The organism is Roseovarius spongiae, assembly GCF_003651245.1.
GTDB lineage: Bacteria > Pseudomonadota > Alphaproteobacteria > Rhodobacterales > Rhodobacteraceae > Roseovarius > Roseovarius spongiae.
In genome coordinates this window covers 1,108,408-1,133,455 of sequence record NZ_RAPE01000001.1, presented here as the reverse complement: position 1 = coordinate 1,133,455, position 25,048 = coordinate 1,108,408, and the positions used below count along the sequence as shown (strand labels likewise).

19 protein-coding genes are annotated in these 25,048 nt (G+C 69.1%); 9 read left to right on the top strand and 10 right to left on the bottom strand.

The features are described 5' to 3' along the window. Positions 1 to 34 precede the first annotated feature (34 nt). A complete protein-coding gene (locus tag D6850_RS05255; RefSeq protein ID WP_121164443.1) occupies positions 35 to 613 on the top strand; it encodes a retropepsin-like aspartic protease family protein in 579 nt (192 codons plus the stop codon). Between the two features lie 46 nt (positions 614 to 659). On the opposite strand, the gene D6850_RS05250 is transcribed toward D6850_RS05255, so the two are convergent. From D6850_RS05250 to D6850_RS05240, 3 genes are all read right to left on the bottom strand, one after another. Further along, positions 660 to 1,730, bottom strand: coding sequence for a PQQ-dependent sugar dehydrogenase (locus tag D6850_RS05250; protein ID WP_121164441.1), 1,071 nt, complete (start codon positions 1,728 to 1,730; stop codon positions 660 to 662). An 88-nt stretch (positions 1,731 to 1,818) separates the two neighbouring features. After that, positions 1,819 to 2,286 (bottom strand): DNA polymerase III subunit chi, encoded by a 468-nt coding sequence (locus D6850_RS05245; RefSeq protein WP_121164439.1) that lies wholly within the window; start codon positions 2,284 to 2,286, stop codon positions 1,819 to 1,821. A 4-nt stretch (positions 2,287 to 2,290) separates the two neighbouring features. Then, positions 2,291 to 3,757: a leucyl aminopeptidase gene (locus D6850_RS05240; RefSeq protein ID WP_121164437.1), complete on the bottom strand. Its 1,467-nt coding sequence runs from the start codon at positions 3,755 to 3,757 to the stop codon at positions 2,291 to 2,293. 142 nt (positions 3,758 to 3,899) lie between these two features. Here D6850_RS05240 and lptF point away from each other — a divergent pair, with 142 nt between their 5' ends. Genes lptF through D6850_RS05205 form a run of 7 tightly spaced genes read left to right on the top strand, consistent with a single transcriptional unit; the run spans position 3,900 to position 12,026 of the window. Continuing rightward, positions 3,900 to 5,042, top strand: coding sequence for an LPS export ABC transporter permease LptF (lptF, locus tag D6850_RS05235; protein ID WP_281272559.1), 1,143 nt, complete (start codon positions 3,900 to 3,902; stop codon positions 5,040 to 5,042). Then, entirely contained in the window at positions 5,039 to 6,130 is a 1,092-nt protein-coding gene (gene lptG, locus D6850_RS05230; RefSeq protein WP_121164435.1) for an LPS export ABC transporter permease LptG, read from the top strand. Before lptF ends, lptG begins: the two co-directional genes overlap by 4 nt. Beyond that, the gene (locus D6850_RS05225) at positions 6,127 to 8,319 is read left to right on the top strand and encodes an LPS-assembly protein LptD (RefSeq protein WP_121164433.1); all 2,193 of its coding nucleotides are present in this window, start codon (positions 6,127 to 6,129) and stop codon (positions 8,317 to 8,319) included. Before lptG ends, D6850_RS05225 begins: the two co-directional genes overlap by 4 nt. Positions 8,320 to 8,324: 5 nt before the next feature. Beyond that, on the top strand, positions 8,325 to 9,632 hold the full coding sequence (locus D6850_RS05220) for a SurA N-terminal domain-containing protein (protein WP_121164431.1): 1,308 nt from the start codon (positions 8,325 to 8,327) through the stop codon (positions 9,630 to 9,632). Then, complete coding sequence (gene pdxA / locus D6850_RS05215) at positions 9,632 to 10,594, top strand: 4-hydroxythreonine-4-phosphate dehydrogenase PdxA (protein ID WP_121164429.1); 963 nt, start codon at positions 9,632 to 9,634, stop codon at positions 10,592 to 10,594. The genes D6850_RS05220 and pdxA overlap by 1 nt, the downstream gene beginning before the upstream one ends. Further along, positions 10,591 to 11,430: a 16S rRNA (adenine(1518)-N(6)/adenine(1519)-N(6))-dimethyltransferase RsmA gene (gene rsmA, locus D6850_RS05210; protein ID WP_121164427.1), complete on the top strand. Its 840-nt coding sequence runs from the start codon at positions 10,591 to 10,593 to the stop codon at positions 11,428 to 11,430. The genes pdxA and rsmA overlap by 4 nt, the downstream gene beginning before the upstream one ends. Positions 11,431 to 11,444: 14 nt before the next feature. Continuing rightward, a complete protein-coding gene (locus D6850_RS05205) occupies positions 11,445 to 12,026 on the top strand; it encodes a nucleotidyltransferase family protein (protein ID WP_121165131.1) in 582 nt (193 codons plus the stop codon). 106 nt (positions 12,027 to 12,132) lie between these two features. On the opposite strand, the gene D6850_RS05200 is transcribed toward D6850_RS05205, so the two are convergent. After that, entirely contained in the window at positions 12,133 to 14,625 is a 2,493-nt protein-coding gene (locus D6850_RS05200) for a Hint domain-containing protein (protein WP_121164425.1), read from the bottom strand. Between the two features lie 425 nt (positions 14,626 to 15,050). On the opposite strand from D6850_RS05200, the gene D6850_RS19270 reads away from it, so the two are divergent. Further along, complete coding sequence (locus D6850_RS19270) at positions 15,051 to 15,341, top strand: hypothetical protein (protein WP_147438866.1); 291 nt, start codon at positions 15,051 to 15,053, stop codon at positions 15,339 to 15,341. 14 nt (positions 15,342 to 15,355) lie between these two features. On the opposite strand, the gene D6850_RS05195 is transcribed toward D6850_RS19270, so the two are convergent. Genes D6850_RS05195 through D6850_RS05170 form a run of 6 tightly spaced genes read right to left on the bottom strand, consistent with a single transcriptional unit; the run spans position 15,356 to position 25,045 of the window. Continuing rightward, the gene (locus D6850_RS05195) at positions 15,356 to 16,183 is read right to left on the bottom strand and encodes a glycosyltransferase (RefSeq protein ID WP_121164423.1); all 828 of its coding nucleotides are present in this window, start codon (positions 16,181 to 16,183) and stop codon (positions 15,356 to 15,358) included. Next, a complete protein-coding gene (locus D6850_RS05190; protein WP_121164421.1) occupies positions 16,180 to 17,826 on the bottom strand; it encodes a hypothetical protein in 1,647 nt (548 codons plus the stop codon). Before D6850_RS05190 ends, D6850_RS05195 begins: the two co-directional genes overlap by 4 nt. Then, complete coding sequence (locus tag D6850_RS05185; RefSeq protein WP_121164419.1) at positions 17,823 to 18,764, bottom strand: hypothetical protein; 942 nt, start codon at positions 18,762 to 18,764, stop codon at positions 17,823 to 17,825. Before D6850_RS05185 ends, D6850_RS05190 begins: the two co-directional genes overlap by 4 nt. A 13-nt stretch (positions 18,765 to 18,777) precedes the next feature. Continuing rightward, positions 18,778 to 19,533, bottom strand: a complete 756-nt coding sequence (locus D6850_RS05180) for a 4'-phosphopantetheinyl transferase family protein (protein ID WP_121164417.1) — start codon at positions 19,531 to 19,533, stop codon at positions 18,778 to 18,780. Further along, a complete protein-coding gene (locus D6850_RS05175; protein ID WP_121164415.1) occupies positions 19,530 to 24,038 on the bottom strand; it encodes a MupA/Atu3671 family FMN-dependent luciferase-like monooxygenase in 4,509 nt (1,502 codons plus the stop codon). Before D6850_RS05175 ends, D6850_RS05180 begins: the two co-directional genes overlap by 4 nt. Continuing rightward, complete coding sequence (locus D6850_RS05170; protein WP_121164413.1) at positions 24,035 to 25,045, bottom strand: glycosyltransferase family 2 protein; 1,011 nt, start codon at positions 25,043 to 25,045, stop codon at positions 24,035 to 24,037. The genes D6850_RS05175 and D6850_RS05170 overlap by 4 nt, the downstream gene beginning before the upstream one ends. Between the last annotated feature and the right edge of the window lie 3 nt (positions 25,046 to 25,048).

Below are 25,048 nucleotides of genomic sequence, written 5' to 3'. Positions count from 1 at the left end.
CCTATCTCAAGACGGACAGCAACGGCAGGACGACATGCAGGACATCGATACCGCGAACCTCGTCTATCTCATCGTGCTCGGCGGCGCGGTGGTGTTCTGGTTCATCGCCTCGAACCGCCAGAGCCTGGGCAAGACGATGCAGCACGCGCTGCTCTGGGGGCTGATTTTCATCGGGGTGCTGGCCGGGATCGGGCTCTGGGACGACATCCGCCGCACCGTGACGCCGATGCAGACGGTGGTTTCCGACGGCGTGCTGGAATTGCCTCGCGCGCCGGACGGGCATTACTACCTGCTGGCCAACGTCAACGGCGCGCCGATCCGTTTCGTCGTCGACACCGGCGCAAGCCAGGTCGTGCTGAGCGCGGAGGACGCCCGCGCCGCCGGGATCGACCCCGACACGCTCGCCTATACCGGCAGCGCCAGCACGGCCAACGGGATCGTGCGCACGGCCTCCGTGCGGCTCGACAGTTTCGAGGTCGGCGGGATGCGCGACACCGGCGTGCGCGCGGTGGTCACCGAAGGGGAGCTCTTTGAATCGCTGCTCGGCATGACCTATCTGCAACGGTTCTCAAACATCAACATCGCCGACGGCAAGCTCGTGCTCGAACGTTAGGGCGCGGGGTCGGCCGGGGTCCGTGTCCGGCCTGTCATGTCTGCGCTCAATCATCGCGGGTCAGCCGGAGCAGTCGCGCGCCTTGCCCGTCCTCCAACAGGTAGACGGCCCCGTCCGCGCCCGCGGCCACATCGCGGATGCGATGGCCCATGTCCCATCGCTCCGCCTCGTGCGCGGCGCCGTCGGCGATCTCGACCCTGATCAGCGCACGCGAGGCGAGCCCGCCGATCAGCAACGACCCCCGCCATTCGGGAAAGGTCGCGCCGTCGTAATGGATCATCCCCGCCGGCGTGATGACCGGCGACCATTCGATCACGGGCGGGACGAATTCGGGGCGCGTGTCATGATCCGGGATCGGAAGGCCGCTGTAGCGGCGCCCCTCGGACACCAGCGGCCAGCCATAGTTCGCGCCCGGTTCGATCACGTTCAGCTCATCCCCGCCGCGCGGGCCCATCTCGTGCGACCAGAGCGTGCCGGAGGGGTCGAAGACAAGGCCATATGGGTTGCGGTGGCCCAGCGACCAGACCTCGGGCGCGTCGGGAAAGGGATTGCCGGCGGCGGGCGCGCCGTCCTGCGTCAGGCGCAGGATCTTGCCCCGGCTGTCGCCCGGTTCCTGCGCCGGGTCGCCCAGCTGACGATCGCCGCTGGACAGGAACAGGCGACCATCCGGGCCGAAGGCGATCATCGCACCCGGATGGCCCCGCCCACCCGTCGGCGCGGCGCGCCAAATGACGTTGAATCCCGCCAGCCGCACGCCGTCCGGGTCGAGACGCCCGCGCCCAAGGTGGAGCGCGCCACCGTCAGCCCCGTCCACCCAGGTCAGGTAGAGTTGCCTCGAACTGGTGAAATCCGGCGCCAGCGCGACATCAAGCAGCCCCACCTGCCCCGAATCGCGCACCTTCGGCGTACCCTCGATCGCCCGCCGTTCCCCGGTTTCAGAGACGTGAACGAGCCGCCCGGCCTTTTCGGTCACCAGAAACCCGCCCTGCGGCAGGGGCGCGACCGCCCAGGGCCGATCGAACGTGGCGACGGGTTCGGTCCCGAACGGGGTCTGGGCAATGGCGGCGCCGCCCGAGGACAGCAGGATCGCGGCCGCCGCGATGAGCGATCTGAACATGAATTGCTCCGTGGCTATTGCCGATCACCTAGGCGCATCGCGGGTTCGATCAAGCCGAAAGGCCCGGCGCCTGGTTGAAAACAGTCGCTCAAGCCGCCGGTTTCTCCGCCTTCTTCTCCCACCGCCCGCTTTCCTCGGACCAGTATTGCGCGCCGCAGCCCGCGTCGGTCAGCGCCTTCCACTGGCCGCGCGCGCGCTCCATCGCCGCACTGTCATTGCCATCGAACAGCACGCAGACCCGCGCAAGCGCCGTGACCTCGCCCGGCGTCACCTCGGCCCCGTCGACCGTCATCAGGCATTGCGCGCCGTTCGACGCCTCCATCCTGGTGGTCAGCAGCACCGGCTGGTCCGCGTCATGCGGTCCACCCGCGACCCCGTGCGGCAGGAACCCCTCCTCGGGGACCAGCCACAGCTTTTCGTCCAGCCAGTCCAGCCGATCGCGGCTCGCGCCCCGCACCGCCACCCGCCAGCCATTGCCGAGCGCGCGTTCCAGCAGCACCGGCAGCGCCGCCTCGAGCGGGCGGCGCGTCAGGTGGTAGAAATACGCCTCGCCCACCGGGTCACTCCAGCGTGTCGGCCACCAGCCGGTTGAGCGTCATCACCCCCCAGCCGCTCGCCCCCTTGGGAGCATAAGGCGTGTCGGACTTGACCGACGCGACGCCGGCGATGTCGAGATGGATCCACGGCACGCCCCCCTTCACGAACCGCCCCAGGAACTGCGCCGCCGTGATCGAGCCGCCGGGCCGCCCGCCGACGTTCTTCATGTCGGCGATCTGGCTCTTCAGTTGCTCGTCATAGGCTTCGCCCATCGGCAGGCGCCAGGCGCCCTCGCCCTCGGCCTCGGCAGCTTTGAGGAAGTCGCCCACCAGCTTGTCATCGTTGGAGAAAGCGCCCGCGTTCTCATGCCCCAGCCCGATGATGATCGCGCCCGTGAGCGTGGCGAGGTCGATCATGCCGCGCGGCTCATAGGTCTCTTGCGCGTACCACATCAGATCCGCCAGCACGAGCCGCCCCTCGGCGTCGGTGTTGATGATCTCGACCGTGTCGCCCTTCATCGACGCGACCACGTCGCCCGGCCGCGTCGCGCGGTCCGACGGCATGTTCTCGACCAGCCCGACAAGGCCCACCACGTTGGCCTTCGCCTTGCGCCGCGCAAGCGTGTGCATGACGCCGGTGACGACGCCTGCGCCGCCCATGTCCATCGTCATGTCCTCCATTCCGGCGGCGGGCTTGAGGCTGATCCCCCCGGTGTCGAACACCACGCCCTTGCCGACAAGGGCGAGCGGCGCATCGCCCTTGTCGCCGCCCTGCCATTCCATCACCGCCACCTTCGACGGGCTGGCGCTGCCATGCCCGACCGATAGGAGCAGGCGCATCCCGAGTTTCTCCAGCTCGTCCTCCTCCAGCACCGTGACCTTGAGGCCAAGGTCCTCCATCCCTTTGATGCGGCAAGCGAACTCGGTCGTGGTCAGGTGGTTCGCCGGCTCGCTCACGAGGTCGCGGGTCAGGAACACGCCTTCGGCCACCGCGCGGGCGGCGTCGGCCTCTTCCCTGATGGCGCCAGCGTCGCGCACCATCACGGTGACGGCGCCGTTTTCATTCGCGTCTTCTGTCTTGTGCGTGGCAAAGCTGTAGTTGCGCAACACCGCGCCAAGCGCGACCTCCACCGGCCGGCGCATCTGCCCCGCGAGGATCAATAGCGGCGAGTCCCCCTTGAGCTTGCCAAGCGCGACCCCGGCTTTGCGCGCCTCCTCGGGCTTGGCGCCGCGCTCGACCCGGACCACGTCCACCGCCTCGGCGGCAAGGCCCGCGGGCCAGGCCAGCGTGCGCACCTCGCCCGGCTTCACCTTGTCCCACTTGCCGTTCTCCAGCATCCGCGCGATCGCGCCCTTGGTGAGCTTGTTCACCCGGCGCGTGGCGGGGTCGAGCTTGCCCTCCGCGCCGATGAGGACGGCGATGCGCCCCTCGGCCTCGGCGATGGCGTCGAGATCGGTCTCGGCGAAGGTCAGTTTGGCGGGTGTCGTCATGGTGCTGCTCCTCATCAGTCCGGGTTTGCGCGATGCTGCGCGATTCCCGGCCGAAGGGGAACCGGAATCGCCCGCTTTAGCAGTTTTCCCCGGCAGGCAATTGCGATACCGTCCCGCAAGATATGGGGTATGGGGGATACGCGTGACCAGATTCGACAGATATCTGCTGTCGCAATTCATGGTTCTGTTCGGATTCTTCGCGCTCGTCCTGGTGGCGATCTTCTGGATCAACAAGGCCGTGCGCATGTTCGACCGGCTTATCAGCGACGGGCAGTCGGCGTGGATATTCCTGGAATTCACCGCGCTCACCCTGCCCGGCGTCATCGCCGTCGTCCTGCCGATCGCGGCCTTCGCGGCGGCGGTCTACGTCACCAACCGCCTCAGCACCGAAAGCGAGCTGACCGTCATGCAGGCGACCGGGTTCTCGCCCTGGCGGCTGGCGCGCCCGGTGCTGTTCTTCGGGCTGATCGTCGCGCTGATGATGTCGCTGCTCACGCATTTCCTGGTTCCCGCCAGCCTGCGTCAACTCGAGGAACGCAAGGTCGAAGTGTCGCGCAACGTCACCGCCAAGCTGCTGACGCCGGGCGAATTCCTGCATCCCACCTCGGGCGTCACCTTCTATATCCGCGACATCACGCCGGAGGGCGAATTGCGCAACGTGTTCCTGTCGGACCGGCGCGACCCCGACAACATCGCGACCTACACCTCTTCGCGCGCCTATCTCGTGCAGCGGGACGGGGCGACCAAGCTGGTGATGCTGAACGGGCTGGCGCAAACGCTGCGCGCCACCGGCGACCGGCTCTTCACCACGCATTTCGACGATTTTTCCTATGACATCAGCAAGCTGGTGACGGCGAACGCGATGAACCCCGACCGCGTCGGCTTTGCCGGCACGGCCGAGCTGATCCTGCATCCCGAAAGGGTCGCGGAGCGCACCGGCGCGCAACTCGGCGTAGTGGTGAGCGAGGGGCACAACCGGTTCGAGCAGGCGCTGTTCTGCATCGTCGGCACGCTGGTCGGCTTCGCCACGCTGCTCCTCGGCGGCTACAGCCGGTTCGGCGTGTGGCGCCAGATCATGACCGCCATCGTGCTGCTGGTCTGCATCAAGATCATCGAAAGCGCCGTCACCGGGCCGGTTCTCTCCGCGCCCCAGATGTGGCCGATCCTCTATCTGCCCTCGCTCGTCGGGGTGATCCTCGCCGCGATGCTGCTGCATCTCGGAGCCAATCCCGGCCTGCTGCGGCGGCTGACCCTGCGCGGCAGGCGGCGGGAGGGCGCGGCGTGATCCTGCATTACTACTTCGCGCGCAAGTTTCTGTGGACCTTTCTCGGCATCACCGGCCTGTTCGTGCTGTTGCTGGCGCTGATCGACATCGTGGACGAATTGCAGGATTTCCCCGACCTGCCCTTCGCCGACGTGCTCGAGATCGTACTGCTGAACATCCCGCACACCAATTACGAGATCCTGCCGCTGGTGCTGATCCTCGCCGCCGTGGCGCTGTTCGTGCGCCTCGCGCGGTCCTCCGAACTGGTGGTGCTGCGCGCGGCGGGCCGTTCGGGGCTGCGCAGCCTCTTGGGGCCGCTGACCGTGGCGGCGCTGATCGGGATCGTGTCGATCACCATGCTGAACCCGATCGTCGCCGCCTCGTCCAAACGCTACCAGGACGTGAAGAACGCCTATCGCGGCGGCGGCGAAAGCGTGCTGGCGCTATCGGCCGAGGGGCTGTGGCTGCGCCAGGGCGACGCGATGGGGCAGACCGTGATCCACGCCGCGCGCGCCAGTTCGGACGTGAGCGTGCTCTATGACGCGACCTTCATCGCCTTTTCGCCCGCGGGCGAGCCGCTGCGCCGCATCACCGCGCGCAGCGCCCGGTTGGGCGACGGGGAATGGGTGCTGCGCGGCGCCAAGACCTGGGACCTGGAGACCGACATCAATGCCGAGGCGACGGCGCAGTATTTCCCGATGCTGATCGTGCCCTCCGCGCTGACGCAGGAGCGGATCATCGACAGCTTCGGCAAGCCGGAATACATCTCGCTCTGGGATCTGCCCGACTTCATCGAGGAACTGGAAGAAGCCGGTTTCTCGGCGCGGCGCTATGCCGTGTGGTACCAGATGGAGCTGGCCCGCCCGCTGTTCCTGATGGCCCTGATGCTGATCGCGGCGGCCTTCACCATGCGTCACGCGCGCACGACAAGCACCGGGATCTCGGTCCTTAGCGCGATCATGCTGGGCTTCACGCTCTACTATATCCGCAACTTCGCGCAGGTGCTCGCCGAGAACGGGCAGATCCCGGTGCTGCTGGCGGCCTGGGCGCCGCCGGTCGCGTCCTTCCTCCTTGCCTTCGGCATCGTGCTGCATATGGAGGACGGATGACCCGGCTGCTTGGCGTTCTCTGGCTTTATGTCTGCACATATTGCGTGCTTGCCCTGCCCGCCGCCGCGCAGGAAGCGGCCGCGCCGCCGCCTCAGCCGGCGGTGCTGGTCGCGGACGACGTCTACATCCGCGGCGACGACACGCTGGTCGCCGAGGGCAATGTCGAGGCGATGTATGACGGCCGCCGCCTGCGCGCGCGGCGCATCATCTATGACCGCGCTGCGGACCGGCTGCAATTCGACGGGCCGCTCACGCTTTTCGACGGCGACTACACCGTCGTTCTGGCCGAGAGCGCGCAGCTCGACCGCGATCTGCAGAATGGCATCCTTTACGGCGCGCGGATCGTGATGGACGAGCAATTGCAACTCGCCGCGCGCCAGATCGACCGCAAGGACGGGCGCTATTCGCAGCTCTACAAGGCGGCCGTGACCTCGTGCCATGTCTGCGCCGACGGGCGCCCGCCGCTTTGGCAGATCCGCGCGCGGCGGGTGGTCCACGACATGGAGGAACGCCAGATCTACCTTGACGGGGCGCAGTTCCTGATCATGGACACGCCGGTCTTCTACTTTCCGCGCCTGCGCCTGCCCGATCCCAGCGTGGAGCGCGCGACCGGGTTCCTGACGCCGTCGCTCTACAATTCCACGCTGCTGGGCTTTGGCGTGAAGGCGCCCTATTTCATCAAGCTGGGCGATCACCGCGACCTCACGCTCACCCCCTATCTCTCGACCGAGACCCGCACGATCGAATTCCGCTACCGACAGGCGTTCCGCTACGGACAGATCGAGTTCAACGGCGCGCTGTCGAACGACGATCTCGGCGGGCGCAAGAACCGCGCCTATGTCTTCGGCAACGGCGCTTTCGAGCTCGACAACGATTTCGTGCTGCGGTTCGACATCGAGGCGGTCAACGACGACGCCTATCTCGACGATTACGGTTTCTCGGACAAGGACCGGCTCGACAGCGAACTGTCGATCGAGCGGGTCCGCCGGGACGAGTGGATCCGCGGGGCGATCACGCATTTTCACAGCCTGCGCCCGGGCGAGAGCAACGCGACCCTGCCCACCATCGTCGGCAACGCCAATTACGAGCGCCGCCTGTTCCCCCGCGCGCTCGGCGGAGAGCTGCGCTTTTCCGGCGAGGCGCACACGCACTGGCGTTCTTCGGGGCTGATCACGGACGGCCCGGATTTCGACGTCTTCGCCGACGGGCGCGATGTCAACCGGATCAGCGCCAGCGCGGATTGGCGGCGGACATGGACGCTGATCGGCGGGGTGCGATCGACCATCGAAACCGGCGTGGCGGTGGATCACTTCGAGATCGAGGGCGCCGGCGCGACCAGCAGCGCCTCGCTCACCGATGTCACGCCCTCGGCCGCGCTCACCCTGCGCTGGCCGCTGGCCAAGACGACCGCGCGCGGCGTTTCCCACGTGATCGAACCTGTCGTGCAACTGGCCTGGGTCGGCGGGGACACGCCCAACGTCGCCATCGACGAAAGCACCCGCACCGAGTTCGACGAAGGCAACCTGTTGTCGCTGTCGCGCTTCGCCGCGCCCGACCGGCGCGAACGCGGGATGAGCGCGGCCTACGGGCTGAGCTGGGCGCGGTTGAACCCGAGCGGGCTGTCGGGCGCCCTCACCGTCGGCCAGGTGGTGCGCGACCGCGCGCAGCGCGAACCCAACGGCGGGCTGACCTTCAGCAAGAGCTCGGGCCTGCGCGGCGAATACTCGGACCTTTTGGTCGCCGCGCAGGTGGAGACGCATAACGGGCTGGCGGTGACGGCGCGGGGGCTCTTCGACAGCGCGTTCGACACCACCAAGGCCGAGGCGCGCGCAAGCTGGCGCAACGACGTCACCAATATCGGCGCGACCTATATCTGGCTGGGCCGCGACGTGGCCGAGGAACGCCCCGCGACCATATCGGAATGGGCGTTTGACGGCAGCTACCGCTTTGCGCGGCACTGGACCGCCAGCGCCGAATGGCGCTACGACGTCGCCAGCGATCGCAACGTCAAGGCGGGGGTCGGGCTGAAATACACCAATGAATGCGTCGACATCGCGCTTTCGGCCTCGCGCCGCTTCACCTCTTCCACTATCCTGTCGCCATCGACGGATATCAGCCTGACGGTCGGACTGCGCGGGTTCAGCGCGCGCGCGGCCGACAAAAGCTATGCACGAACTTGCAGGAATTGACTGAGATGACCCGAACCATGCGCAAACTGACCGCGGCCCTCACGCTGGCCGCCGCCCTCGGCCTTGGAGCGATCGCCGGACAGGCGCCGGCCCCGGCGACGGCGCAGGGACTGTTCGACCCGGTGATCAAGGTCAACGGCGACGTCGTCACCCGTTATGAGCTGCAACAGCGCGCCAAGCTGCTGTCGCTGCTGGGCGCCCCGGCCGATCCGGCCCGCCTGGCGCGGGATCAGCTGATCGAGGAGCGGCTCAAGATGCAGGCCGCGCAGGCGCAGGGCGTCACCCTGTCGGACGAGGCGGTGCAGGAAGGGATGGAGCGGTTCGCCAGCCGGGGCAACCTGACGGCCGAGCAGATGATCAAGCTGCTGGAAAACGGCGGCGTGTCGCGCGAATCGTTCCGCGAATTCGTGCGCTCGGGGCTGACCTGGCGCGAACTGATCCAGGCCCGTTTCGGCCCGCGCATATCGGTCAGCGAGGAGGATCTCGAACGCGCCCGCGCCGCGATCAGCACCGGCGCCGGGGTGCGCGTTCTCTTGTCCGAGATCATCATCCCCTACACGCCCCAGACCAAGGAGCGGGTGGAGAACCTCGCGCGGCGCATTTCCGAGACGACCAGCATCTCGGAGTTCAGCGCGCAGGCCCGGCGCTATTCCGCGACGGCGACGCGCGGCGCGGGCGGACGCCTGCCCTGGCAGCCGATCACCAAGCTGCCGCCGGTGCTGCGCCCGCTGGTGATCGGCCTCGCGCCCGGCGAAGTGACCGAACCGCTGCCGATCCAGGGCGCGGTGGCGCTCTTCCAGATGCGCGACATCGAGGAGACCGACGTGCCGGAACCCGAATACGCCGCGATCGAATACGCCGCCTACTACATCCCCGGCGGGCGCAGCGAATCCGCCCTCGCCCGCGTGGCGCGGATCGACGCGGACACCGACACCTGCGACGACCTGTACGGCGTCGCCAAGGACGAACCCGAGAGCATGCTCGAACGCGGCTCGAAGGCGCCGGCGGAGATCCCCGACGACATCGCCATCGCGCTTTCGGCGCTCGACCCCGGCGAGGTCGCGACAGTGACGCGCGCGAACGGTCAGACGCTTGTCCTGCTGATGCTCTGCGGGCGCAGCGAGGTCCTCCCCGGCGCGGAAGAGCCGGCCCCGGCGGAGGACGGCGAAGAGGCGCCCGAGGGCGCGGGGACCACCGCATCGGCCGGGCTGACGCAGCAGCTTTCGGAGCAGATCGGGAACCAGCGGCTTGATTCCTTCGCCAAGGGCTACCTCGCGCAGCTGCGCTCCGAGGCGCGGATCATCGAATACTGATGCCTGCGCGCCCGATCGCGCTAAGCTGCGGCGAACCCGCCGGCATCGGCCCCGAGATCGCGCTCAAGGCCTGGGAGGCGCTGGGGGCGGATCTGCCGTTCTTCCTGATCGGCGCCCCCGACCACGTGCCGGGCGGCCCGGTCGAGGTGATCGGCGCACCCTCGGAGGCGGCGGGCGCGGCGCGGCGGGGCCTGCCGGTGCTGGCGCATGATTTCACAGGGCCGCTGACCCCCGGCGCGCCAAACCCGCGCCACGCGGATTCGGTGATCGGCGCGATCCGCCGCGGGGTGAAAGTGGTGCAGGCGGGTGAAGCGGCCGCGCTCTGCACCGCGCCGATTCACAAGAAGGCCTTGCAGGACGGCGCCGGGTTCGCCCATCCCGGGCATACCGAGTTTCTCGCCCATCTCGCCGGGGTGGAGCGCGTGGTGATGATGCTGGCGAGCGATCAGTTGCGCGTCGTGCCGGTGACGATCCATATCCCGCTGGCCGAAGCGCCCGGCGCGCTCACCCCCGACCTGCTGCGCGTCACGCTGCGCATCACCCACGCGGCGCTGATCCGCGATTTCGGCATTACCCGCCCGCGCATCGCGGTGGCCGGGCTCAACCCCCATGCGGGCGAAGGCGGCAAGATGGGGGAAGAGGAGATCACGATTATCGCGCCGGTGCTTGACGCGCTCCGGGCAGAAGGGATGGAGATCGCCGGGCCGCTTTCGGCCGACACGATGTTTCACGCCGCCGCGCGCGCGGGCTATGACGCGGCGGTGGCGATGTATCACGACCAGGCGCTGATCCCGATCAAGACGCTCGACTTCGACCGGGGCGTGAACGTGACGCTTGGCCTGCCCTTTGTGCGCACCTCGCCCGATCACGGCACTGCGCTCGACATCGCGGGGCAAGGGGTGGCGAACCCGTCCTCGCTGATCGAGGCGTTGAAGCTGGCCGCGCGCATGGGCGGGACGTGAGCGGGCTGGATGCTCTTCCTCCCTTGCGGGAGGTCATCGCGGCGCACGGGCTGCGGGCGCGCAAGGCGCTTGGGCAGAATTTCCTGCTGGACCTCAACCTCACGGCCAAGATCGCGCGGCAGGCGGGCGACCTCTCGCGTTGCGACGTGCTCGAGGTCGGGCCCGGACCGGGGGGCCTTACCCGCGGGCTGCTGGCCGAAGGGGCGCGGCATGTGCTCGCCGTGGAGAAGGACGCGCGCTGCCTGCCCGCCCTGCAGGAAATCGCCGCCGCCTGTCCGGGGCGGCTGACGGTGCTGAACGGCGACGCGCTGGCGATCGACCCGCTTGAGCACCTGACCCCGCCGATCCGGGTGGTCGCCAACCTGCCCTACAATATCGGCACCGAGCTGCTGGTGCGTTGGCTGACCCCGCCCGACTGGCCGCCGTTCTGGCAGTCGCTTACCCTCATGTTCCAGCGCGAGGTGGCCGAGCGGATCGTCGCGCAGCCCGGCGGCAAGGCCTACGGGCGCCTCGCGTTGCTGGCGTCGTGGCGCGCGGATGCGCGAATCGTGATGACCCTGCCGCCCGACGCCTTCACCCCGCCGCCCAAGGTGTCGAGCGCGGTAGTGCATCTCACCGCCCTGCCCGCGCCCCGCTTCCCGGCGGATGCGAAGACGCTCGAACGGGTGGTGGCGATGGCGTTCAACCAGCGGCGCAAGATGCTGCGCGCGGCGCTCAGGGGGTTGGCGCCCGATATCGAGGACCGGCTGATCGCCGCCGGAATCAAGCCCACGGATCGCGCCGAGACGGTGAGTCTCGAGCAGTTCTGCGCGCTGGCGCGGACGCTGAAACCGTGACGCTCGCGATTCTGATGCCCGCCGCCGGGGCCTCATCGCGGATGTTCGGGCGCGACAAGCTGATGGAGAAGGTCGCGGGCGAGCCGCTGCTGGCGCGCCAGGTAGCGCGGGCGCTGGCGAGCGGCGCGCGGGTCTGGGTCACCACCCGCGCCGACCGCCCGGCGCGGATGCGGGCGCTGGAGGCGCTGGCGCAGGAGCGGCTGACGCTTGTGCCGGTCGCGCAGCCCTTTGATGGCCTCTCGGCCTCTCTGCGCGCCGGCATCGAGGCGTTGCCCGGCGATGTGGCGGCGGCGATGATCCTGCTGCCCGACCTGCCCGAGATCGAGACGGATGATCTGCGCGCGATGATCGCCGCGCACGAGGCCGCGCCCGACGCCATCCTGCGCGCCACGGCCGAGGACGGCAGGCCGGGTCATCCGGTGATCCTGCCCCGCGCGCTGTTCCCCGAGCTGATGAAGCTGACGGGCGATCGCGGCGCGGGCGTGCTGCTGCGCGACCGCGACGTGACGCCGGTTCCCCTGCCCGGCGCGCGCGCAATCACCGATCTCGACAGCCCCGAGGACTGGGCGGCATGGCGCGCAAGGACGGGGTTGTAGGGCGACCGCGACTGCACTGCTCACACCAACGAAACAATCCCGACCGAAAGGCCGGGATTGTCGTCGTCTCGGAGCCGAGATGGTCCTGCAACGGCTGCAAAGGCTCTTATTTGGCGGTCAGCAGGCGCGCCTCGTGTTTCTTGAGCGAGCGGCGCGCGGGGTGATAGGCTTCGACGCCCTCTTTCTCGCGCAGCTCGGGGAAGAGCATGTAGATCTCGTCGCGGCTCTCCTCGCCCATGTCGCCGAGCGTCTGTTCGCCGGGCTGGAAGCTCTCGGTCCAGGAGCCGTTGGACAGCACCACCTCGTGCTGGTCGAACATGAAGTGGATATAGCTGACTGCGCCGGTGTCCACCGCGTCCACGCCCTCGAGCCCGGTGAGGTGCTTGGCGGCCGCCAGCACTTCGCGGTCCTCGAAATAGAGCGCGGATTTCTCGTTGTTGACCAGCACCCTGTGGTTAGGGCTGACCAGCAGGTCGCGCTCGGGCAGGCCGCGGCCCAGCGCGCCGGCCCGGATCAGCACCGGCTTCAGATGGCGCGCCTGGAGCAGTTCGGCCCCGGCCAGATCGCGCCGCCCGATCCAGCGGACCTCCTGCAAGCCGTTGTCGCGGGTGATGACCCGGTCGCCGACCTCGAGATCCTCGACCAGCCGCTCGCCGCGCGGCGTGGCGATCACGGTGCCCGGCGTGAAGCAGGGGATGATCCGCTCGATCTCCTGGAAGGTCATGGTACCCGTCACGGTCCCGCCCGGCGCGTCGAGGAAGTTCACCCGACCGCTGACCGAGTTGCCGTCGGGATCGACTGTGCGGTCGACGATCTCGAAATCGCCGGCGCCGCTCAGGTCGAGCGTGTCGAAATCGTCCCCGCCCGAGCCGCCATCGGCGTTGTCGCCGTCGCCATCCTCGGCCGAGCCGATGATGAACGTGTCGCGCCCGGTATCGCCCGACATGTCGTCGGCCCCCGCCCCGCCGATGATGGTGTCGTTGTCGGCGCGGCCTTCGATCACGTCGTCGCCGTCGCCGCCTTCGATCACGTCGTTCCCGTTGCCGCCCCGGATGGTGTCGTCGCCATCGTCGCCCATCAGGCTGTCGTCGCCGTCCTGGCCGCGGATCAGGTCATCGTCGATCCCGCCCGAGATGGTGTCGTCGCCGGTCCCGCCGAGGATCGTGTCGTCGTCGTCCTCGCCAAAGATCAGGTCGTCACCCGAACCGCCGTCGATATAGTCGCGCCCGTTGTCCGGTTCGGGATCGGTCGCGTCGGGGATGTTGGCGGTGACGTCATTGACGCCGCCATAGATCGTGTCGTCGCCGCCGCGCCCGAGGATCGTGTCGCTGCCCTCGCCGCCGATGACGAAATCGTCGCCCTCGCCGGCATTGATTTCATCGTCGTCGAGCCCGCCGTCGATCACGTCGTCGCCGGCGCCGCCCGCGATGGTGTCGGCGTCGTCCCCGGTGAAGATCGTGTCATTGCCGGCCCCGCCATCGACCAGGTCGCGGTCGTTGTCCGGATCCGGATCGGCCGGGATGATCGTCCCGAAGCCTCGGTCGGGCAGCGGAAAGTCGGGATCGCGCGGGTCGATGATCGGGTTGGAGGTGTCGATCACGTCGTCGCCCTCTCCGCCCAGCGCGGTGTCGTTGCCCAGCCCGCCGATCAGCGTGTCGTCGCCCATGCCGCCGGTGAGGACGTCGTCGCCCTCGGCAATGTCGGGGTCGCTGTCAAAGAACACGTCCGACATCTTGATGCCGGATGTCAGCGGGCCGTCCTGGCTGTGTTCGATCGTGACCTGCGAGACGGGACCGGGAATCTCGACCAGAAGCGAATAGTCCGGGTCGGTATCGTCGCCATAGGCGCCGCTGGGATCCGTCGCGGTATCCGCGCCCGCAACGCCATCCGTGTCCGTCAGGGTCAGGCCGGCGCCTGCGGTCAGGGTCACGGTGATCGGGTTGCCGTCGCCGTCCAGCGCGTTGACATGCACCACGCCGTCGCCGTCGATGTCGTTGACGCGGAACGAGACGTTTTCGACCGGGGCGGAGAAATCAAGCGTGTAGGTGGATGATCCGCACTCCTCCAGGACGTCGTCGAGCGAACTGGCGGTATCGGCCGCCTCGTCGCCGCTGGTGACGCCGTCGACATAGGTCGGGTCGGACGAGAACCGCGTCGCGCTCGAGGAGGTGCCGGTGAAGGTCACGTTGACGTTGCCGGTGTCCTGGGTGAAGGTCGTCATCTTGTCGCCGTCGTCGATGCCCGGCGTGCCGTCATTCCCATGCGGATCGGGCGCTTCGCTCCACTGGAAGCTTTCGCGCGCGGGGCTGTTGTCGGTGATGTCGCGGTCGCCGAGGATCAGGTCGTCGCCGTCGCCGCCGTCCAGCACGTCATCGCCGGCGCCGCCGAAGACCTCGTCGTCGCCCGCGCCCGCCTCGACCGTGTCGTCGCCGTCGCCGGCGTTGACGATGTCGTCGTCCCCGCTCTCGCCCGGAAGGATGGCGTCGCCGTTGTCGATCCGGTCGCCATCCGGGTCGCCCGCATAGCCTGCGTCGATGGTGTTGTCGCGCTCGTCCCCCTCGACCACACCACGACCGGTATCGGTTCTGTCAATAGCCATCGTCATCTCCTCGTTTTATCGCCGTTTTCGGCTTACCGCTTGGACGCGGTTTGAATGTCTTGTCCCCGCCATGAGGCGAGGTCGTTCACCACCAGAGCGAACCCGCGTCCTGACTGTGGGAGATCGACTCTCGAGCGTTGCGTCGCGCCCGATAGCTTCGGCCATTTCCTGACCGCTTCCGCGTTTATCAACGCATTGCCGACGCAATACGGCGATTACACGTCTCCCGCATCCTTGATGCGCGTTTCGCGTAGCCGCCCCCGTGACCACAAGTATCGCCCCCCAGTTGGGCCATTCCGTTTTACGCGCCGGCATGGCGCGCTCAAAGGGGAATTTGTCAGAACCGTGTTCTCATCCCGCCCGAAAAGCGTCTTGTTTCGGCAATTCTTCGAACGGACCCTGCGCGATTGTTTCCAGCCGGGTTCATGGCGAATCTGCGTCGATACCTCGTAAAAGAAGGCGAGATAAGCCGCGCGACGCGCTATCGATACACGTTTGGCGGGTATCATTGTTTCCAACATGAGAACAGCCGCCAGTATCCGCAAATGGTTAATCATGGCGATGCCAAGGCAGGTGTTCTGTTCTGCAAGTCGGCCCAATTGCCCGAAAATTTTACCTTTGATCGGAAACCGGAAACCAAAGGTATGATTCGGCCCAGTGAATCGGGTCAGCGCGATCAGCGCGCAAGACGCGCCGCGCAAGCCGTTTCTCCATGATTTCAGAGAATGAATCAGCGTCCGCGCGCCCAGCCGCCCCGCCCTGGCAGCCGCGTGGCAAGCGCGACGGCGACATAGACGGCGAACCCCGCCGGGTCGCGCCCGGCGCGGCGCATGAGGCCGGCCAGGCCCGGGCGCGGCGCGGTGTCGTTCTGCATCAGAGCGGGGTATTTCGCCGCGATCTCGGCGACGCCGCGATCCTGCCTGCGGCGCACGCGCACCAACCGCGCGAACCCCTCGACCATCGGCCAGTCATAGGTCTGGGGCAGCTGCGCGCGCTCGGCCCCGCCGAAATGCAGCCGCGCGAAAGTGTCGTCCGAGATGATCGCGGGCCAATCGCCCCAGCGGGCGCGTCCGGCCGCGTTCACCGCGAAGAGGCCGAAACCCGGCGCCGCCTGCCGCACGAAGGGCAGCGTTCGCCAGAACCGGGCATAGGCGCGGGTGACGGGGCTGCGCGCGCGCGCGATGCGCGGCGTCCCGGTGGCGTAGAACGCGCCGTCGCGGGCCAGCGCGACGGTGAGCGCGCGGATCAGGTCCCGGCTCACGATCACGTCGGCGTCCAGATAGATCCGCGCGCCGTGCACCGCCGCTTCGTCCCCGAGCCGCAGCGCGTGCAGCTTGTCGCCGGTGGGCATCTCGATCACCCGCAGCGGACAGGGCGCGCGCATGCCCGCCTCGCGCGCGATGCGCGCTGTGTCGTCGGAGCAGCCGTTGGCGATGACGAGGATCTCGATCTCGCATTCCCGAAGGTCGGAGGCCAGAACCGCTTCAAGGCAGGCGCCGATGAACTCCGCCTCGTCATGGGCGGGCAGGATGATGCTGGCCGCGGCGCGCGCGGTCATTTCAGCCGCGCGAGGGCTTGCCAGCGCGGATTGTCGTCGCCGGGCCAGCGCAGCGCGCCCCAGCTGCCCCATTTGCCCGGCGCTTGCATATCCGCGTAATGGTTGAACACGCCCCCGGTGAGGCCGGACCACCCATCCAGAAGTTTGTTATAGAGTGCGCCCATTTGCGGGGAATAGTTCAGGTGGATGAAGAACGCGGTCAGCTCGTCGTCATCCAGCCGCGGCCCGGTCCCGACGACATGGCTGCCGCCCTCATACATGATGAGGTCGAGCCCGTGCCGCTTCGCCACCTCGGCGTGATAGGGCAGGATGCGCCCGATCAGATCCGCGACCGAGCCTTCGGGATCGCCCGAGATCGCGCCGTCGCGCAGCTCCGCCGCCGCCCTTTGCGTGGCGAAGGCGAACGCCTCCGCCTCGCCGCCGGCGCGCCCTTCGCGCAGCCACTCATGCACCATCCGCGCCCCCGGTTTGGTCCCGAGGAAATGGCCGAAATACCCCGCGACGGCGTAGGCGTCGAACGCCTCGGCCGGGGGGCGGTTGCCGGGCGCCTCCGCGGTGTAAAGCGGCGCGGTCAGGATGTGACGCTCGAGCCCAAGCCACCCCGTCTGCGTGGCGATCACGTTGACGAGCCGCGCCCGGTCACCCCCCTGAAAGACGCGCGCCCATGCCTGCGCCGCCTCGGCCGCGCGCATGCCGTGAAACTGCGCGCCGCGGTCCTTTTCGCCCCAGCGCTCGAACGCCTTCGCGTCGGCCCATTCGGTCTGCAGGAATTGCCAGTTCCACATCTCGTTGGAATACTCGACATGGGCCTTCAGGCCGGGGGCGAGCCCGTCCTTCACCATCCGCGCGAAACCGGTGAGATAGGCGTCATCCGCAAGGTGGGGCATGTTGAACCACGCATCGCTTTCCAGCGTGTTGGCGAGCGCAAGCATCACCTCGACCGGCACGCCGTAACGCGTATAGGAGAAATCGCTCACGCGGGGGCGCGCGCTCCAGTCGCCCTGCCCGGAATCGTTGGTGTTCATCCAGTCCATGAAGCGCAGGCATTTCGCGCCGCGCAGCATGTCGAGGAAACCTGGCCGGAACAGCGCGCCGGACTCGAGCGCGGCGCGATCCGCCTCGCGCGTCACGCGGATGTTGCGCACGTGATCGCCCGCGCCGCGCGGGTCGCTGCGCTGGATGCGGATCTCGACCGGGCCGGGACCGGGGGCATAGTCGAAGGCGACCTCGCCCTCGCCGTACCGCTTGTTGGTGGCGCGGCCCGACACCTCGACGATGCCGGTTCCGTCGAAGCGCAGCAGGTAGCGCCCGGCAAGGTCCGCCGCCTCGGGCATGTCGGTGAGGATCACGGTCCCGATCGAGCCGAGATCGCCGGGAATGGTCTTCGGCCAGCCTTGCGCGTCGAGAAGCCCGCGCGCCTCGAGCGTGGCGAAATCCACCCCGCCCCATTGCTTCGGCAGGTGCCCGATCCAGCGCCGGGCGGTCTTGAACACGTCAAGGAACGGCTGCTGCGTCGCCCAGTCGTTGACCGGCGCAAGGCCGAAGGCCAGCGGGCGCGCGGCGCCTGCCGCAGCCCGGCCCGGCAGCCCGAGCGCGAGCGGCGCGGCCATCAGCGCGCCGAACTGGCGGCGGTTGAGCGTCATTGCGCCACCCCCGTGCGCTGCGAATGCATGACCACGTCCCAGACGCTCTCCTGCATGAGCCGCGCCACCCGCGGCCCCGGCGCGTCCGCCGCCGTCCCGTCGGCGCGGCGCAGCGCATGCGGCAGGCCCACCGGCGAGCGGTGATAAAGCACCGCGTAATGCGTGAGCGCGACCAGATAGGCGCCCAGATCGTTCACGTGGATCGGATCGACGCCGCCATCGGGTTTGCGCTGGAAGAGGTCCTCGCGCGCTTGCACGTTCCCGACGCCGCCCATCGTTTCGATCGTGCGCACGAAATGCGCCATGACCTGCCCGGCGGGGATCAGCCGCATCGGCGCGCCCGCATCGTCCAGCGTGCGGAACAGCAGCGCGTCCTCCCAGTAACGCGCAAGATCCGCGTCGAGCCGCAGCAGCCAGCCGCCCGGATCGTCAAGCCGGTGCCACGTCTCGTATAGATAGAGCCGCGGCGCGGGATCGGCGGCGCGCGCGAGATCGGCCCACTTGCGCAGGTATTGCGCGCTGTCGTGGTATTTGATGGCGTCCTTGATTTCGACCATCTCGGTCAGGATCACCGCGTCGTAATCGCCCGATCCCACCGCCTCGCGCGCGGGGCGATGGCGGGGGTGGTCGTTCTCGGCGTCAAAGCCGTTGATCGTCTCGTCGGGCTCCCAGTGCTGCCGGAGCGACGCGCCCCAGCCAAGCTGGCTTTCGTAGCGGTGGCCTTCGCCCGCGAGCTGCGCAAGCATCGCCGGCATGTCGCGCCCGACGAGGCTGTGACCGAGGTGATAGACCCGAAGCGGCCCCTCGGGCGCCGGCAGCGGCGCGGCGTAGCGCGCGGCGATCTCCTCGGCCGATGGCCCGCGCGGCCAGAGCAGCCACGCCGCGCCCGCGACCGCGAGCGCACCCAATCCCAGCCAGAGCGTCATGCGCGCGCCCATACCGCGGCCCTCCCTAACGCCGCGCGCATGACGGTTCTCCGCGCGCCGACCAGCGCGGGCGGCGCGGCAGCGCGGTCGCGGTCACGATCAAACCGCCGATGCGCGCGAAGCGTCCGTGAAGGCAGGCGCCGGCCGCGAAGGGCGCGACATCGCGCAGGAAGGTCGCCTCGAACTGGCCGCTGTCGGGATCGGGCGTGATTTCCAGCGTATCAAAACCGAAAAGCGCGCCGCTCGCCGAATACTGGCACTTGTAGGCGCATTCCTTGGCCGAGAAGATCAGCTTGGCGAGGAAACCGCGCTCCGCCTCGGGCTGGATCGCGAGCCAGGCGCGTTCGGCCAGCGTGGTGATCTCGGGGACGAGATCGGGGGCAAGGCCGCTGTCCTCCTCGATATCGATGCCGATGCCGGGCAGCGCGCCCGTCTCGGCCACCGCCGCGACGCAGAGCGTTGAGGTGTGGCTGATGCTGCCGGTCAGGCCCGGCGGCCAGAGCGGGGCGCGGTCCGCGCCGCGCGGCACCGGGTGCGGGTCATGGCCCAGCGCCTGCATCGCGGCGCGCGCCGCCGCGCGCCCCGAGGCGAATTCGCGCCGCCTTGCGGGGGTTGCGCGCCTGACGCTCTCGGCCTCGGCAGGCAGCAGCACGCCCTCCTGCGGCGCGCGCGGATCGTTGGTGGCGACGGACGCCTGCGGTCCCAGCATGTCGCGCAGCGCCGCGCCGATTCCGGCGAGCGGCCGCGGCGGTGCGGCATTGATATCGCTCAGCCCGATCATGCCTTGGCCCCCCGCCCGGCGCGCATGGCGCGTCGGCGCGACATGGTCGCGGCGCGGTCGGGCGCGGGCTCGCTCGGCGCGGGCGGCGCAGGCGCAAGGTCGGGATTGGCGGCCTCCAGATGCGCGACGAGATCGCCCAGCACCGGAAAGCGGAAGATGTCGGTGATGGTCAGCTTCGCGTCGGGCAGTTGCGCGCGGATGTCGCGATGCGCCTGCACCGCCAGCAGCGAATGTCCCCCCAGATCAAAGAAATTGTCCCCCGCCCCGACGGCGCGCAGGCCCAGCACCGCCTGCCAGATACCGGCAATGGTGCGCCCCACGTCCGAACCCGGCGGCGGGCCGGCATCGTTGGCGGCGCGCGGCGCGTCGGGCAGACTGGCGGGATCGGGCAGCGCGCCCCGGTCGATCTTCTTGTTCGGGGTGAGCGGGAAGGCGTCGATCGCGACGATATGCGCAGGAATCATCGCCTCGGGCAGATGGCGGGCGAGATGGCTGCGCAGCGCCGCGGCGGCAAGCGGGCGCGCGGCGGTGTAATAGGCGGCGAGGCGCGTATCGCCCGCCGCGTCGGCCCGCGCGACAACGACCGCTTCGGTCACGCCATCCACGTCTTTCAGCGTGGCCTCGATCTCGCCCGGTTCGATCCGCTGGCCGCGTATCTTGACCTGCGCATCGGCGCGCCCGATGAAGGCGAGCGTCCCGTCCGCCTGCCACGCGGCGAGGTCGCCGGTGTCGTAGAGCCGCCCGGCGCCGCCGCTCTCGGGCATCGTGCGGAACCGCTCTGCGGTGAGGTCGTCGCGCTGCCAGTAGCCGCGCGTTACGCCCAAGCCGCCGATCCAGAGCGCGCCGGGCACGCCCACCGGCGCGGGGCGGCCATCGGCGTCCAGCACCCGGCAATCGGTGTTGGCGATGGGCGCGCCGATCCCGGCGATGGCACCCGCCTCCGCGTCCGGCTCGCAGGCGGTGGACCAGACGGTCGTTTCGGTCGGACCGTACATATTGCGGATGCGCGCAGGCGTCGCGGCGCGCAGGTCGCGCAGAAGATCGCGCGGCAGCGCTTCTCCCCCGACATAGAGGTGATCGAGCCGCCCCAGCGCCACGCGCGCCTCGGCGTTCATCGCCATGATCCGCGCCATGCTGGGCGTGCATTGCAGATGGGTGACGTCGTGGCGGACAATCTGCGCGGCGATGGAAAAATCACCCTCGGCCGCCTCATGGGGCGCGTTGGCGCGGCGCAGCACCTCGGCCAGCGGTTTCAGCCCTCTCATCACGGTGGCGGTGTCGATACCGTAGTCGATGAGGCAGGCGATCTCGGTCACGCCGATGGCTTTCAGTTGCTCGGTGCGCACGACGCCGTCCTCGACCGTGCCGAACAGGCCCGCATCCTCGAAATACCGCTCGAACGCGAAGTCGAGGATCGCCTCCAGTTCGTCCGGCTCGAGCGAGCCAAGATCCATTTCGAAGGCGTTCTTCACCCCCTCGGGCCGTTTGAAGGCCGGGAAGGCCCAGGCGTATTGCTTGATGAGGCCGGCGGCGCTGCGCAGGTAGTCCTTCATCGGCTCGCGCGCGATCTCGCGCGCGGCCTCGCGCGTCTCTGCAAGGAAGCTGTGCAGCATCATGGTGACCTGGAAATCGGCCGGGTCATGCCCCTTGGACCGCAACGCGTCGTGGTAGATTTCGATCTTGCCCGCGACCTCCTCGATGCTCTGACCCAGGAGGTGCGTCAGGATATTCGCCCCCATCTCGCCCGCCTCGCGCCATGTCGCCGGGTTGCCCGCGGTGGTGACCCACACGGGCAGTTCGCGCGACACCGGGCGCGGCTGCGTCAGCACGCTGTGATCGTCCCCCTTCGCGGTGGGAAACGCCACCTCCTGTCCGCGCCAGAGCCTGCGCACGGTTTCCAGCGTGTCATAAAGCGCGGGCTTGTTCTCGGGCGGGGTGTTCTCGGGGCGCAGGATGAAGTCGTCCGGCTGCCAGCCCGAGGCGAAGGCGATCCCCGCCTTGCCGCCGGTGAGGTTGTCGATCACCGCCCATTCCTCGGCGATGCGCGCGGGATGGTGCAGCGGCGCCACGCAACTGCCCGCCCGCACGGAGAGGTTCCGGGTGAGCGCGGCAACCGCCGCGCCGGTGACGGCGGGATTGGGATAGGGGCCGCCGAAGGCGTGGAAATGCCGCTCGGGCGTCCAGAGCGAGGTAAAGCCATGCGCGTCGGCGAATTTCGCGCCCTCGAGCAGCAATTCGTACTTCTTCGCCCCCGCGCCATCGTCATTGCCCCAGTAGTAGAGGCCGAAATCCATGCCCCTGTCCGACGCCGGGATCGCTCCGTTCGAGACCGCCGCGCGGTTCCCGTCGCCCGCGATCACCACGCGGAAGCCGCGCGCGAGCGTGTAGAAGAGTTCGAGCACCGAGATGTCGAAGGCGATGCTGGTCACGGCAAGCCACGCATCGCCCTCGCTCCGGGTCACATGCGCGTCCATCCCGGTGAAGAAATTGGCGACGTTGCGGTGTTCGACCATTACGCCCTTGGGCAACCCGGTCGAGCCGGAGGTATAGATGAGATAGGCCAGATCCTCCGGCCCCGCGCCGCCATCGACGGTTTCCGCGCGGTTATCGGTGATCTCGTCGATCCTGACGCTCTTCGCTCCGTGCTGCGGCAGCGCCTCCGCAAGCGCGGATTCGGTCAGAACCACCGGGGCGTTGCTGTCACTCAGGAAATGCAGCAGCCGGTCCGCCGGATAATCCGGGTCAAGCGGCAGGTAGGCGCCGCCCGCCTTGAGGATGCCGAGCGCGCCGATCGCCAGCGACTCATTACGACGCAGGCAGAGGCCGGTCACGACGCCCGGGCCGACGCCCGCCTCGCGCAGCGCGTGCGCCACGGCATTGGCGCGCGCGTCGAGTTCGGCGTAGCTGAGGCTGCGGTCCTCGTGGATCAGCGCGACGGCGTCGGGGGTTCGCGCGACCTGCGCCTCGAACGCGCCATGGATGGTCTGCACGTCGGGCAGCGGGGTTTCGGTGCGGTTCCAGCCCTCGATCCGCGCGGCGTCGGCGTCCTGCGGCGCGCCGCCGTCCAGCACCAGCGCGAGGCGCTCCTGCAACAGCGCGCGCGCCTCTGCGCTCAACCGCGCGCCGTCCATCCAAAGCGTGAGCGTATCGCCCGCGCCCGGAATGACGGTCACCGCCGCGCCCTCGACCGGGCCGGTCTGCGCGATGGCGACCTGCGGCATGCGCAAACCGGTCAGCGCCGGGTCGCGCAGGGCGAGGTCGCTGGCGAATCCGACCGTGCCCTGCGCGGCGGCGGCTTCCTCGGGCGCGCCCACCGGCACCCAGGGGCTGACGTAAGCGGCCATGCCGGGTTCGGTCAGTGCGGGCGGGCAGTATGCGACGTCGCCCGCCTCCTGCCCCGCCGAGTAGGCCGCCCAGCGCAGAATCGCGGCGACCCGTTCCGCCTGTGGCATGTCGGGGGCGATAGGCAGCGACGCTTCGATCCAGTCGGCGCTGTCACCGGGCGGCGCGGCAAGCGGCATGTCGAGCGGCGCGAGCCGGGCGAGGCGCGCGCGCCAACGGGGTTCTTCCTTCGCCAGCGCGGCCATGCCGTCTTTCGGTCCCGGCGGGGGGGGCGCGAGGCGCGCGCCCACCTCGGTCAGCGCGGACGGATCGGGGCGGCGTCCGGCCATGTCGCGCAACCCGCCAAGGCGCAGCGCGCCATCGCGCGCCGCAACGGTGATCCCGTCGGCGTCCACCGCCAACACCTCGCCCGGCGCGCCCTGCCCCGCCGCCCGCGCCGCGTGACCCACGGCGAGCACAGCACCGCCCAGCGTCACCTTGGGCGTCGCCAGAGGGTTGGGATAGGGGCCGAAATCGAGCGCGCGCACGAGGTCGAGCAAGCCCCTGACCGGCTCGGCGAAATCGAGATACCCGGCCAACGGCGGGATCGCGCCTACGCCGTAATACCGCCCCGCCGGTCCCTGCTGCGGCAGGCGCGCGGGGTTGTTGGCGGTGAGTTCATCCAGCACCGCGGCAAAGCTGTCCATCCCTTCGGCGTAACAGCGCGCGTTGAGCGTGTGCGCGGTGTCCTGCGCGCGGATGTCAAATCGGCGCGCCAGCAGGATATCGCCCGCATCCACCTCGCCGGTCATGTGGTGCCAGGTGACGCCGTGCGCCGTCTCACCATTGAGCAGCGCCCAGGCGGGGGCATTGAGCCCCGCGTAACCGGGCAGCGGCCCGTCGTGGAAATTGACCGCCCCGCGCGCGGCCAGCGCGAGAACCGCGTCGGGCAAAACGCGCAGGTTGGCGATGCTCAGCAGCCAATCGACCGAGGCGGGGGCGTTGGCGCGCGCAAGGTCGGACAGATCCGCCGCGGTGGGTAGCCCCTTTCCTTCGGCCCAGGCGCGCACATCCTCGTCGCGGGTGCCCACGGCGCGGATGAGCGCGCCACGCTCAAGCAGCTGGTCGCCGCAGCCGATGGTCAGCGCCTCGTCACCGATCAGGATACAGGAAAACAGGCTCATTGGTTAACATCCTTCATGGTCGTGCCGCGCAGGGTGCGCGCGTGCGGCGCGCGGCGGAACGCGCGGCGCAGGCCATGCGCGATCAGGTCGCGCAGGAAATGCGGCGGCTCGCCCACGGGACGGCGCGACAGAGCGCAGCGCAGCCGCCAGATCAGCCCGCCCGCGATCCGCGCCAGCGTCGCGGCGGCGGCGTAGGCGCGCCCGTGGGCCTTGGTAAAGTAGTGCAGGCGCGAACCGAACCAGTAGCCCGGCGTGCGCGCCCATGTCTTCATCCCCGTGGAGACGGAGCCGACATGCACCACCTCGCTGCGCGGCTCATAATAGGTCTTCCAGCCCGCGCGCGCGCCGCGATAGCTGAGGTCGGTTTCCTCGAAGTAGAGGAAGAACCGCTCGTCAAAGAGGCCGATCTCATTGAGCGTCCGGCGGCGGATCAGCACCGAAGCCCCCGCAACCCAGTCCACGCATGAGAGCGTCTGTGGCGCCGGCAGCGGCACCACCGACCCCTTCAGCAGCCGGGTCACGATCCCGGTGCGCGCGGCGCCCTCGAATTCGCCGGCGATGGACGGAAAGCGAAACGCGGTCTGGTGCGGCGCGCCGTCGACGCCGCGGATGCAGCTGCCGGCAAAGCCGCAATCGCGGTTCTCCTGCATCACGCGCAAAAGCGCGCGGATCGCCCCCGGCTCGGGCCAGGCGTCGGAATTCAGCAAATAGTGGAAATCGGGCGCGCGACCCGCGCCCAGCCCGTCGCGGATCGCGGCGTTGTTGCCCGCGCCGAAGCCTCCGTTCTGCGCATTGGGCATGAGAACCACCCGGCCGTCCGCGTCCCAGCCGTTCCGGGCGATGGCCTCCGCGATGAGCGCCACGCTATCATCGCCCGAGCCGTTGTCGACGACCGTGATCCGCCCGTCGAGGCCCTCCATCTCGCGCAGCGCCGCGGCAGTCGCCTTGAGCGTGAGTTCCGGCGTGCGATAATTGACCACGATGACCTGTATGGTTGGCGCGCGCATGAC

What these genes read in the sequence shown, in the direction of transcription:
- pdxA (WP_121164429.1), top strand. Translation starts at nt 9,632, where the DNA reads ATGCCTGCGCGCCCGATCGCGCTAAGCTGCGGCGAACCCGCCGGCATC.
- D6850_RS05170 (WP_121164413.1), bottom strand. Translation starts at nt 25,045, where the DNA reads ATGCGCGCGCCAACCATACAGGTCATCGTGGTCAATTATCGCACGCCG.
- D6850_RS05185 (WP_121164419.1), bottom strand. Translation starts at nt 18,764, where the DNA reads ATGGGCGCGCGCATGACGCTCTGGCTGGGATTGGGTGCGCTCGCGGTC.
- D6850_RS05200 (WP_121164425.1), bottom strand. Translation starts at nt 14,625, where the DNA reads ATGGCTATTGACAGAACCGATACCGGTCGTGGTGTGGTCGAGGGGGAC.
- D6850_RS19270 (WP_147438866.1), top strand. Translation starts at nt 15,051, where the DNA reads ATGGCGAATCTGCGTCGATACCTCGTAAAAGAAGGCGAGATAAGCCGC.
- D6850_RS05175 (WP_121164415.1), bottom strand. Translation starts at nt 24,038, where the DNA reads ATGAGCCTGTTTTCCTGTATCCTGATCGGTGACGAGGCGCTGACCATC.
- D6850_RS05195 (WP_121164423.1), bottom strand. Translation starts at nt 16,183, where the DNA reads ATGACCGCGCGCGCCGCGGCCAGCATCATCCTGCCCGCCCATGACGAG.
- D6850_RS05250 (WP_121164441.1), bottom strand. Translation starts at nt 1,730, where the DNA reads ATGTTCAGATCGCTCATCGCGGCGGCCGCGATCCTGCTGTCCTCGGGC.
- D6850_RS05255 (WP_121164443.1), top strand. Translation starts at nt 35, where the DNA reads ATGCAGGACATCGATACCGCGAACCTCGTCTATCTCATCGTGCTCGGC.
- D6850_RS05220 (WP_121164431.1), top strand. Translation starts at nt 8,325, where the DNA reads ATGACCCGAACCATGCGCAAACTGACCGCGGCCCTCACGCTGGCCGCC.
- D6850_RS05225 (WP_121164433.1), top strand. Translation starts at nt 6,127, where the DNA reads ATGACCCGGCTGCTTGGCGTTCTCTGGCTTTATGTCTGCACATATTGC.
- D6850_RS05190 (WP_121164421.1), bottom strand. Translation starts at nt 17,826, where the DNA reads ATGACGCTCAACCGCCGCCAGTTCGGCGCGCTGATGGCCGCGCCGCTC.
- D6850_RS05180 (WP_121164417.1), bottom strand. Translation starts at nt 19,533, where the DNA reads ATGATCGGGCTGAGCGATATCAATGCCGCACCGCCGCGGCCGCTCGCC.
- D6850_RS05240 (WP_121164437.1), bottom strand. Translation starts at nt 3,757, where the DNA reads ATGACGACACCCGCCAAACTGACCTTCGCCGAGACCGATCTCGACGCC.
- D6850_RS05205 (WP_121165131.1), top strand. Translation starts at nt 11,445, where the DNA reads ATGCCCGCCGCCGGGGCCTCATCGCGGATGTTCGGGCGCGACAAGCTG.